This is a genomic window from Xenorhabdus budapestensis (genome assembly GCF_002632465.1).
Taxonomy (GTDB): Bacteria; Pseudomonadota; Gammaproteobacteria; order Enterobacterales; family Enterobacteriaceae; genus Xenorhabdus; species Xenorhabdus budapestensis.
The window spans coordinates 6,966-18,162 of the sequence record NZ_NIBS01000034.1; the positions used below are offsets into that span (position 1 = coordinate 6,966).

An 11,197-nucleotide genomic window follows, 5' to 3' on the forward strand; every position below is an offset into this window, starting at 1 on the left:
TGACCGCAATATCGGCAAACAACTTCTATCTTGACAGTCACATGTGGGTTCCACTAAAAAAACACAAGAATATCAAATTAACGCTTTAGAGTCACGACCGTTTTTTTATCTCTTTCAGCAGCCCTGGTCTCTCGCCGTTTAGCTCGGGAGTTACTTCGCGCAATCCCTTTTCTTTCTTTGTCGGCGATCATCGACATCACCTTTGACCCACCTTTAGCGATAGCTTTAATCCCTCCCTTTATTGCGCCTTTAGGGTTAAAGTCAGCAATGAAATCCCCAAATTCTTCTGCCGACCCCTCCATTGTATACCGCTCCCAATTGGTGTTACTCGCGTTTTCTCTGACAGCGTTGGCGGCATCACGTAGCTGCTTCGAATCCGCCTCATTACCCCAGGCACCCTGCATCATTGCTGAGTGTTCCATTTCTGACGCAGCGGCATATTGAATACCTTTCCATGCGAGTTCTCCAACATCCATGGCAGTATTTCCCAGATTTTTTGCGATACCTGTTCCCACGCCTACCGCTGCGTTACCCACAGCTTTTCCGGCATCTGCTAAGGCACTGCCTACCTTAGCTAGACCATTCAAAAACCCGCCTTCATCTTGGGTATTCGGTTTGATAACGGGGTTGGCTTCCTTAGGCACCTGGGTTGATTTCGGTGGCTGCCCCGTGATTTCCCCTAACGTATTACCCTCGCCGGTAGGGGCATCGTTATGTGCCCGTTTTTTCCATAACGCCTCATCACTGGCTGGTTTGGGCGGAGTTTTTTTGATTTTAGCCATATCTTTATGCTCCGTTCATCCAGAATTTGTCACCGTGGCGCAGTATCAATTTATTACCGGCACGCACGCTTTTCGAATGCTCATCTGTCTTGGGATGGCATTTGCCGCCCACCGTACCGCTTTTGACGCCATTCGCTACACCGGGTTGATCGCCCAGCGTCTGAGGAACGAATGATTGTGCAAAAACCACCACAGGCTTGCCATTGGTGCGCACGGATTTCACTATCGCATCACTGTCGGCCAGTTTGGCAATCACGGGGTAAGGAACAGGGGGTATGGATGCGCCAATCGGGGTTTTACAGACATCCGGCAAAATACCGATGACCATCCACTGGGTGCCTGTCCGGGCAATGTAGTTATCAGCCATAAATAAGTATCTCCCTTTCGTCTTTGTCATCAGGTGACGCCATTCTTATCAGCGGTGCATCCGGGTCCATTTCAAAACGGGCTTCCATCACCCGGAGAGGCGATGCTGCTTCAATGTGGTAACGGTAAGTCATGGAAAGTGTGAGCGTTTCGCTGTCGATAATGAGGGTATCGGCGTACATCCGTTCCGGGATCATTTCACCACTGGGCATTCTCAACAGGATAAGCGGCCGGTGCCCCGGTAACTGCACATGTAATTCACCGTCACGGGTCAGGTTGAACAGGCTGATACGGATATCAGGGTCGGGAAAGTCAATTTGCTGGTCGTCCGGCGCGTTATTCCAGTAACGAAAACTAAAATCATCGGGGAGATAAGGATGGCGCTCTTTCAGCCATTGTTCATCATAGGTACCCGCCAGTGTGCGGCGGGGCAGCCAGGCACGCCCGATAATACCCAGTCCTGCAGGATGACAGACCTTTTCCGTGATGGATGGCGGTGAATTCAGCCACTGCGCAAAGTGTGCTGCCGTTACCGGGGCATCAGGGTGTTCAATGCGCGGTGCCGGGTAGCGGGAAAGGTTTTTTGCCTTCGCATACCACGGGGTGATAAAGCCTGTTCCCAGCGGATTGTATTCCCATGTTGCATGGGCAATGGGGGCATTGTCTTTTTCCGGGTGCTGTTCCCGCTGAGTGTCGGTCAGGCGGGTTTCTTCGGGCACAGAGGCAGCAGAGCCATCCTTTTCATACACTTTGCATTCCCCGCCAAAGGCATAACGGTAATCCACGGGTAACGTTGTGAATTTTTGGGGCGGTGTCAGTTGCCATTCGCCTTGTGATGTACGTTGAAACTCACGCTCTCCCCAGACATGTAGGGTTTTATCGATCAGAGCTTGTCCGTCACGTGTGGTGACCTGTAACCGGACAGGCATTTTTTCACAGGCTTTCCCGCCCGGGGCATAAGCGACACCATTGGTAATCACATCACATTTGAATTTCAGCGGCGCTAAATCACTTTCCTGCAAAACCGATGACTGGTTCATCTCGCCGGAAAAGATATCTTCCACGGTCAGTTCACCATAAGGGGATTCCAGTACAGGCTGGTAATGCCCTGAACCAACAGGCTGGAGCTGGTAGACGATTTTCATTGCCACAACATGATATTCCTCGTCTTCGGTATCCAGCATTTTGTAATTAATGACGGAAAAAGGGGTCAGGTTTCTGAATTCCATCGTTTGGCTCCTTAGTTCAGGTCAATGTCCTGCGCGCTGATTTGGATGGCATCGGCGGCGTCAAACAGGAATTTGGTGCCCTGGATCGTGACATTGCCGAACTTGTCCATCCGCAGACAGCTGCTGCCGCAACGCAGTTCAATCACATCGCCGACCGTAATGGCTAACGATTCGCCGACCGTGTGCGTATGAGTGATCCCGACGTCCTCTTCCTTGTGCTTGAAGACATTGATGGTCTGGTTCTTTTCGACGGTTTCACTGTGGTTGGCCAGCACATGGGTTGCACGGTTGTTGAGCACTTTGGTTTTCATGTCTTTTTGGGCATGAATAAACACTTCTTCACTGCCTTTCGCATCTTCAAAACGCAGTTCGTTGAAGCCTTCACCTTTGTGGGTCTTTGTTTTAAATGTGGTGCGGGTTTTCGCTGCGGGTAAATCCAGTGGCGGACGGTTTACACCGTTATAGACACTGCCCGTGACTATCGGCCGGTCAATATCGCCGTTAAGGTAAGAAACAATCACTTCCTGCCCGATACGCGGGATAGCCATAAAGCCAAAACCGTTGCCATTCCAGCCTTGTGCGACCCGAACCCAGCAGGACGCGCTGTCATCGGCTTTGTCGTAGCGGTTCCAGTGGAAATGGACTTTAATTGCGCCGTCTTTGTTAACGAAGATTTCTTCCCCTTCCGGTCCGACCACGGTGGCACTCTCATCACCATCCGCCAGGGGCTTATAATGAAACGGCGGGCGGTAATCGGCATAACCGTCGATAAAACTGAAATTATTGCTGAGCGTGGTGCCCTCGCCGCCATTGTCACCCAATGCCTGTGGGCAGTGCCCCTGATGGCTGATCCCGACAATCTGCCAGCAGGTATTGAGCGGGGCATGGGGATGAGCAGCGATGTTGAAAATTTGCCCCGGCATCAGTTTGATGCAGTTACTTTGCCCGTTGCCACTCTGCATCTGGTTTTTCAGGGCTTCGTGGCGGTACTTAACGAACGGTTTGGCTTCGGCATCCTTCTGAAAACGGCCATAACTTTCGTAAACCGTATACGGCGTCAATGTGCCAACTGCCTGATAGTCCGGGTTGCTTTCCAGATGGGAGAGCGCGTAAAACGGACGTTCGGGATTGAAATCCTTGTTGATTGTGCGCTGGGGTGTCATCCCTACCCCCAGACGAACCTGATAAATCGTATCGATCCCGTGCGCCGTTTCCGGTTGTGCGTTGTAACTGAGCGTCAGGTCTGCTGCCATTGGCAGATGGCTGTCACTGAAAAACAGGGTTTCATCCTCAAACCAGAAGCTGATCCCCTCTTCAGCGGCTAACCGGCAAAAAAAGCATAACCGGATTCCCGCTTCTGGGTGATGTATTCTCGGCTTTGATGGGCATCTTCCAATTTTGAATCAGCGCGAACATGATGTTTTTTCAGCAACAGCTTCATGATATCCGGCACACTTTGCCGGTGATAAATACGGCTGTCCTGATTGAGCGTGAGTCGCCAGAGGGACGGGCGCACCGTAAAGGTATACAGGATTTTGTTACCATCAGTGCCGCACCAGTCAGCATGGGAAATGATCCCGGTGATTTTGCGTTGCTCCAGCACCCCGTGGAAGATTTGCAGTACCACTTCCTTCATCAACAGCGCGGTTAAATCGATTTCCGGCTTCGGTATAAAGGGATTGCCGGGCAGAGTCTGAACCAGTGTCAGGTTCAAAGTGAACAGTTCGGAAAGCCCTTCCCGCAGGGTAAAATCGGCCACTGCAAATGTACTCTCAGGTAATCCTCCTATCCGACAAACAAAACGTAATCCACTTTTTAGCATTATTGTTTCCTTAATTTTCGGTTTCATCTCATTACATTTCACGGCGCAGCCCGAGTTGATGCGGAAATGCCCATAACGCCGTCTGTTCATCCTGCCGATAAATTTCCAGCATGATGAAGTTATCCCGGACAACAAAGCTCGCCAGCAGTTGGCTGATCACCCGGCAGAATTGGTACATGATGCCGTCATTTTCATAACAAGCAGGATTAAGGTGCAAATGCAGGTTGTTGCCATTAATAACACCCCCCAGTCTCCCTGAACCGTAGTCAAGACGGCTGTCAAACCGGGCGTCCAGAAGTACAATCCCGTCAATATGCTGCTGCATCCGGTGGTTGAGGACGCGATCATGTCCGGCATAACAATAATACAAACGCAGAAAATCTTTCAGTGATACCGTATTGAAAAGCAAAAACGGCGTGGTATTGAGCACGCTAATCAGCGACCAGTCTGATTTTCCCATTACCATCGGGGGAAAATCCGGTGAAGCGGGCGTGATATTGCGGGCACGCAGGTGAGAAGGCACGGATTCCTGGGATTCGGTGATAGCCCCTGGCTCCAATGTCATGGCCTGCGTATGGTAGCCGATAAAATGCGCGCAGACCGTTTGTGACGGCAGGCGGGTGGCGTCTTTTCCATCCGTACCAAGAAAATGTATCCGGTTCTGGATACGTCCAAGCAGATCGATTGAGAGCCGTGGCTGGAAATAGAGATTATCGGGTTGCCCTTCACCACGCAGCCAGCCACTTTTCTCGCAGAACTGAGCCACAGGCTGGAAATAAAGGGTGTTATCGTGAGATTGTTTTCCGCCGGGTTGCCTGGCCGTTTGGACACCCTGTAACTGGAATAACCGCTCAGTCTCTGATAAAGGAATGGTGTAATGCGCGTTATTTTCTTCAAACGGGATCGGCTGGCTTGACATCGTTTCCAAATGGACGGCAGGGACACAGCCTAACTGGAAAGCATCGCCCAATGTCTCCAGCGGCAGCTCGCCTTCCAGCCTGAATATCAGCTCAAATGACCCGTCGCGGTTTAACGGCAACTCGCGGTAATCCAACGCATTGATGGTCACAAAGTCAAAAGCATGGGGCAGGCAATAATATTCCGTCATCCGTTGCAGGCGGTCAAAATGATTGTGGCCTGTGGGCAGTATACTGTGATGAAAATTCGCATCACAGCCGTGCAACCGGGCGTACCGGAGTCTTTTTTCTTCGTTTTGCGTGCGCAGGTAAATATCATCAAGGTGCTGTTCCAGCCACAGACTCAGCTGAGCCGCCCGTTCACGGTCTGTACCAAGAAAAAATTGCAGTAATCCCACCTGACAACGGTCTGAAACCGTGCCCGTTTGGCGCAATGTCACAATGATCTCGCTGTATTCCCGTGTTTTTTGGATCTGCTTATCCAGGACAATGAAAGGCTCAATATGCAGGGGACGACAGGTGCGAAACCGTAACGTGTGTTCCCCCTCTGCGGTGGTTATCGGTGCACTCTGAGGAATATCTACTGCACCCTGATGAACGCCCTGATGAGGGGTGAATTGAATGATCGTCGTCGGGGGCACAGGGCACAGGGCGCAGGGCATGCGGCCAGATGCGTCCGAGCATGTCATGGGTGACTTGCGGAAAGTCGTCTTCAATGGTGCTGCGCAGATTTGAGGTTAATAATGAAAAACCTTCAAACAGGAGTTCAATGTCCGGATCATGAGGGGTACTCAGAAAAGGTTCCAGATGCGGAAACTCAGCCGCCATCATCTTTGCCCGTTCACGCAGGTAGGCCAGCTCTTGCAGGTACAGCGATTCCTTGTCATTTTTCATTGATTGTTATCTCTAATATACCGTTTAATAATTGATTGGCATATTGTGGGTAAAGTTTACATAAAATGAATGCGCTATAGGTAAAGGTGGTTTATTGTACCTAGATGTTAAATTAATTTATTTAATGTAATTCCGTTTTCTCCAGATTTGGGACAAGTCTGAATCGTTGTGTCTGCCCGTCTCTGAAGGAGAACCGAGCGACAGCGGCGAAAGTGTCAATATCCGCTTTTTTACATTTCGCAAAAAAGAATTGATTGCTGACTTTTCTTTGTTTTTTTCGCACGCTTTTCACTTGTTTTTGGATGCGGGAATGTAGTGATGAGAAAGTGGTATACATTATTCTGGTTAGGATGGGTGGCCGTCTCAGCCGCCAATGCAAAAACGGGGGTTTATACGGACAGCCAGCATCCTCCCGTCAATATTTTCCCGGATACACAGGTAGTCTGGCTGGATGCCGCTGAACAACAGCAGAAGAAAATCTTCTCTCAACTTTCCGCCGCCCCTCAACAAGCCATGATGCAGGCACAAACGATGCTGCAATCTCCCCAATGGCGCTGGCAGGAACAACAACTTATCAAGGCCTACCGTGCCGTTGTTGATGCCTGGCAATTAGGTGTGCATAAGTATCCTGCTGTGATATTTGATGATCGGGATGTGGTGTATGGCACGGCGGATGTGGCCAAAGCGAATGCACTCAGGGAGCAGAATCATCCATGAAGACGCAACGTTTTGTTTTTCCTGTACTCATCATTCTGATAGCGGCGTTTACTCCATTTGCGCAGGCCTCTCTCAACACGGCCCAGATTGTGGCAAGCAGTGTTTCGCTATCCTGTATTCAGTGGCGGGTCAGTGGCATCTGTTACTGGCTGTTTTGTTCCTGGCATGGCTGCACGGTCAAAACGTCGGTTAAGGTTACCCATTACCTCCCCGAAGCGGTGGTGTCCACTTATCACGCGCCCGGCGGCAATCCGTGGTCAGAAATGGCGCAGGTCAGTCAATTATCCGGCGGACTGGAAAATACGGTCACCGGGGCATTATCTCACCTGACCGCAGGCGGGGGTAATCACAATAGTCAGATTTCAGGACAGCGCCGTACCAGCCTGCGTTTCAAATATGCCGATGCCATCGGGCATCCTGCTACCAACTTGATAGGTGGGCAAATTCCCGGTTATTCCTGCCGCAGCGCTGCCACACCCCTGATGCCTTATTTTTTGAGTACGCTGGATACGGTAGCGTGGCGCACTGGACTGCCGGAATCGTTCTATCCGGAAGCATTGAGCCCCGGTCAGCGGGAGCTGGGCAGCCAAATGGCCGGCAATATGTGGGGCAATATTTACCCGCGTTCAGGGTTTGTTAATCAGACTGATGATGACAAGGCCTCTGCCGTGGTGGCACAGCGAGTGGCTGACATTATTACCCGTGCAGGGCAGCCCCATGTTTATCAGGTTCTGAAAGCCCAACGCACTGACGGCTACTGGCCGCCGGAGCCGGTCACCGAAAATACCGGTACCAAAAATCACCAATGGCAGCGGTTATCACCGCAGTTAAGTCAGTCCTGTGCCGTGTTTCCTAATGATGAACACACTGCCGCAATTGATGGCAATCAGGCGTATGCCCTGTGGCAGCCTTACAGCTGCTGCCAGCGACGCGGGCAGCGTTTTCTCGGCAGTACCGATATCTGAATAAGGAAATGAACAATGACGAGAATAAATGTGTTATTGCTGATATTGAGCGGGCTGGCAACCGCTTCTGTACAGGGTAATGCGCCGATTGTGTCCCTCTCATTACCGCAGGTGAATAATAGTGTTCTGGGTTATGGAGCTGAGACCCATGGTGCTGTCTCCGATACGCTGTTTTATACCTTAGGGGGCGGTTCGGTGATTTCACAACCGGCCACCCGCAGTTCCCTGACCAGACTGGGCGGGCTGGAACTTAGCTGGAGTTCCGATTTGATGTGCGGGAATTTTGATTTGAAAACCACCATCGGCAATCAGTTGAATGGCATCACGGCGGGGTTTAAGAACCTGATGAGTGATGTCATTCAGGGAGCAACCGGCGCGGTGGCCAGTCTTCCTGCCATGGTAATCCAGCGAGCCAATCCCGGTCTGTATGACATGCTGATCAACGGCGTTTTGCAGGCCAATGTGGCGTTCGATAAGGCCCAGTTTAATTGTCAGAACATGGCGAAGCGGATGATGAATTTTGCTGAAAGCAGTAAATGGACACAATCTGCCGCCCTGCAGGAATATAAAACGCTGGTTAACAGCGGGGATGCGGATGCCGTGAGAGTCAATAATGCCGGTGCCAAAACCACCGGCACGGGGGGACATCAGTGGATTGGCGGCAAAAAGCAGGGTGGCAGGGGGCAGAATGCTATCCGTCCCACCCGTGATTTAGCCAGTGCGGGTTTTAATATGATGAATAATCAGCCCGTGCTGAGCCAGTCTGCGGTTCGCCCGCAAAATTGTCAGGGGGGTGCCTGCACCAAATTCAAAAATGCCACTGAAGCGGCGGAAGCCGTGGTAAAAGTGTTGGGTGACCGTGCTATCCGTACCTGTGGTAATGCGGCGGAATGCACCAGTGGCGGGGAACACCAACAGCCGGGTATGACGCTTGCCGGTACGGGTTTTGCACCGATGCTGGAAGAGAATACTAAAACCAATATTGAACAGCTGGTGAAACTGGTCAATGGCACTGAAAAAACCACGGCTGCCAATCCTGCCAAACTGAAAACCGGCAGTCTGGCGGTGACCAAAGGCGTGATTCAGGCGTTACAGCGAGACCCGGACAGTACCGCATTAACAGCCCGTCTGGCGGGAGAGCTGGCGATGGCGGAAACCACCGAAACAGCCTTGCTGATGCGGCGGATGCTTATCACCGGGATGTCCGAACCCAATGCCGCTGCGCAACCGGACGCATTCGCTGAAGGGGAACGGCGGATTGATGCACTGGACAGAGAAATCAATGCATTAAAGAATGAAATGCAGCTGAAACGGGAACTGTCCCGCAACGCCGTCCTGACTATTATTGAGCGGGACACCCAGCGTATTAAAACGCATCCACAAAAACAGGTACCGGACAGCACCGATGCGCGATTTTATCAGCTGGAAACCCCAAACCGTGAGCGCAGGTAAGGTCGGTGATGGCAGAGAAGAGTTCAATATTAAGAAAAGGTGTCGCGTTATTACTGATTATTGCTTTGGTGATGATTATCACTTTAGCGACAGGTTGGCTCGGGCTGCAACAGGCAGAAAACCTGACTCAGTTTCAGCGCTGGATAACCGAAACCGGACAATTCTGGTTAATCTGGCGGTTATGCCTGTATGCCGTACTGGGCTGGGGCAGCCGGAAAATTTGGCAACGGACAAAACATCAGAAGATGTACCGTGCAACCTTAATTCGAATGCTGGTCGCCAGTCTGCTGTTCATTTTACTGTGTGAATACGCCCTGCCAGGGAATAGTGGAGAAACCCGGTGACCACCAACAGCTATCTGGAATATTTTCTGACCCTGCTCGGCTGGGTGGTTAACAACGGATTATGGCAAATTCTGATTGCCACCGGACTGTTTACGCTGCCTTTAGTGATAAAGGTGATCGCTGTCTGGTTGAAGGTGCGAGAGTGTGGCGAGGAGGCTGGCAATGGCGGATTACAGTCGCTGGCCCGGATTGAAAATACCCTGTACAGCGCCTTTTTCGTGATGGTGGTGTGTTGTGTACCGCTGGTGAATGTCAGCCTGACGACCCTTCAGTATGACCCCTCCCGCGCCAAAAGCTGTGGCACCTGGACACCGAAAGCCCCGGATAAAGGGGGTTATGCGCCGGTGATGTCCAGTCTGAATAATCAGACGGCCGCTGTGCCGCTCTGGTGGGCGATGGTGCATCGATTATCAAAGGGGTTAACACAGGCAGCGGTAGCCTCCATTCCATGCCGGCCGGATCTGCGACAACTGCGCTTTGACGTGCAGCACACCCGCATCAGCAATCCGGCACTGGCGGCGGAGTTGCAGGATTTCACCCACGATTGCTATGCCTTAGCATTGTATCAGTGGAAACAACGCGATCAGGGGAAAACCACCGATCCTGCTATCCTGAATGATACCGACTGGCTGGGCAGTCGCACGTTTTTAGCCGGTGATTATCACACTCTGCAATCGCGTATGCCCAGAGCACCTTTTCCGTGGCAGGAGAGCCGGGACAGTGGGCGGCCTTATACCGGGCAGGGCGGTTATCCGACCTGTAAAGCCTGGTGGTCAACTGCTAAAACCGGGCTGAAGGACAGAGTACTGGCGCAGGCCGATCCGGGGTTATGGCTGCGTTTATCAGCCACACTGAAAATGCTGGGCAAAAATACACAGGAATATCAGGAATCGGTGCTCCGCCGTCTGGTCAGCCCGGTAAACCTGACGGTTTCGTAGGAAGGTTATGTTTACGCAGGCTATGGCGGCAATGCTGATCCTACCTTGTTGGATGCGGGCAACCGGGTCGGTGCTTCTGCGGGAACTTTATTGGGCGGATTACTCGGTATGCCGATGTTTGATGCGGGGCGGCAGGCACTGCCGATGATGCAGGCGGTGATCCTGATGGCGCTGTATATCTTAATCCCGTTGATTCTGTTGTTTGCGGCGTATGAATTTAAAACGGTATTCACCCTGACATTCGCCATCTTCGCATTGAATTTTCTGACTTTCTGGTGGGAAACGGCCCGCTGGCTGGACAGCTATTTACTGGAAGCCCTGTATGGCTCCGAAACCCACAGCCTGTTTAATCTGGCGGGCATTCAGAATACGTCGGATGATTTAATCATGGGGCTGGTGATGGGCACGCTGTTTATTGTTCTGCCGATGGTCTGGTTGGGCGCATTGGCTTGGGCAGGGGTGCGGATGGGGGATATGGCGGGCATGATGAGTCAAGGCGTAGGACAGGTTAGGCAGTCTGCGGGCATGTTCGGACAGATGGTGATGCAGAGGGTGTTATCCAGAGGAAAGTAATCCTACACTATGCAACGATTTTAAAAGCAAACCGAATATGCAAGTTGCTCCTCGAGCATCACACTATTAACCTAGCAGCAGTTTAGATCTGTATTTATTTAACGCGATGCTCGACTTTTATGATGAGTTGAAATGACATAGCCGCTCCTTTATAACTTTAAGTCGTCAAAAATAGAGAAATAAAGGAACAAAAGGCTA

Annotated in this window: 8 protein-coding genes and 3 pseudogenes; 5 read left to right on the forward strand and 6 right to left on the reverse strand. The window is 51.5% G+C overall.

The genetic code is table 11. From position 1 onward, the window contains the following. Positions 1-77 precede the first annotated feature (77 nt). The 6 genes and pseudogenes from Xbud_RS17385 to Xbud_RS20755 all read right to left on the reverse strand — a co-directional run. Complete coding sequence (locus tag Xbud_RS17385; protein ID WP_099137304.1) at positions 78-782, reverse strand: hypothetical protein; 705 nt, start codon at positions 780-782, stop codon at positions 78-80. Positions 783-786: 4 nt separating this feature from the next. Next, on the reverse strand, positions 787-1,149 hold the full coding sequence (locus Xbud_RS17390) for a DUF4150 domain-containing protein (RefSeq protein WP_099137305.1): 363 nt from the start codon (positions 1,147-1,149) through the stop codon (positions 787-789). Next, positions 1,142-2,377, reverse strand: a complete 1,236-nt coding sequence (locus Xbud_RS17395; protein WP_099137306.1) for a DUF2169 family type VI secretion system accessory protein — start codon at positions 2,375-2,377, stop codon at positions 1,142-1,144. Before Xbud_RS17395 ends, Xbud_RS17390 begins: the two co-directional genes overlap by 8 nt. 11 nt (positions 2,378-2,388) lie before the next feature. After that, a pseudogene (gene tssI / locus Xbud_RS17400) lies at positions 2,389-4,289 on the reverse strand (type VI secretion system tip protein TssI/VgrG). Then, the gene (locus Xbud_RS17405; RefSeq protein ID WP_244590021.1) at positions 4,231-5,805 is read right to left on the reverse strand and encodes a type VI secretion system baseplate subunit TssF; all 1,575 of its coding nucleotides are present in this window, start codon (positions 5,803-5,805) and stop codon (positions 4,231-4,233) included. Before Xbud_RS17405 ends, tssI begins: the two are co-directional and overlap by 59 nt. Before the next feature lie 10 nt (positions 5,806-5,815). After that, positions 5,816-6,010 (reverse strand): annotated as a pseudogene (locus Xbud_RS20755) (type VI secretion system baseplate subunit TssF); the annotation flags it as partial. Positions 6,011-6,328: 318 nt separating this feature from the next. Between Xbud_RS20755 and Xbud_RS17410 the strand changes: the two are divergent. The 5 genes and pseudogenes from Xbud_RS17410 (at position 6,329) to Xbud_RS17430 (ending at position 10,999) form a co-directional block, all read left to right on the forward strand. Then, a complete protein-coding gene (locus Xbud_RS17410) occupies positions 6,329-6,727 on the forward strand; it encodes a TIGR03757 family integrating conjugative element protein (protein ID WP_099137307.1) in 399 nt (132 codons plus the stop codon). Then, positions 6,724-7,692: a TIGR03756 family integrating conjugative element protein gene (locus Xbud_RS17415; RefSeq protein ID WP_099137308.1), complete on the forward strand. Its 969-nt coding sequence runs from the start codon at positions 6,724-6,726 to the stop codon at positions 7,690-7,692. The genes Xbud_RS17410 and Xbud_RS17415 overlap by 4 nt, the downstream gene beginning before the upstream one ends. Positions 7,693-7,707: 15 nt before the next feature. Next, entirely contained in the window at positions 7,708-9,144 is a 1,437-nt protein-coding gene (locus Xbud_RS17420; RefSeq protein WP_099137309.1) for an integrating conjugative element protein, read from the forward strand. 8 nt (positions 9,145-9,152) lie between these two features. Next, positions 9,153-9,488 (forward strand): hypothetical protein, encoded by a 336-nt coding sequence (locus tag Xbud_RS17425; RefSeq protein WP_099137310.1) that lies wholly within the window; start codon positions 9,153-9,155, stop codon positions 9,486-9,488. Further along, positions 9,485-10,999 (forward strand): annotated as a pseudogene (locus Xbud_RS17430) (conjugal transfer protein TraG N-terminal domain-containing protein). Before Xbud_RS17425 ends, Xbud_RS17430 begins: the two are co-directional and overlap by 4 nt. The last annotated feature ends 198 nt before the right edge of the window (positions 11,000-11,197 follow it).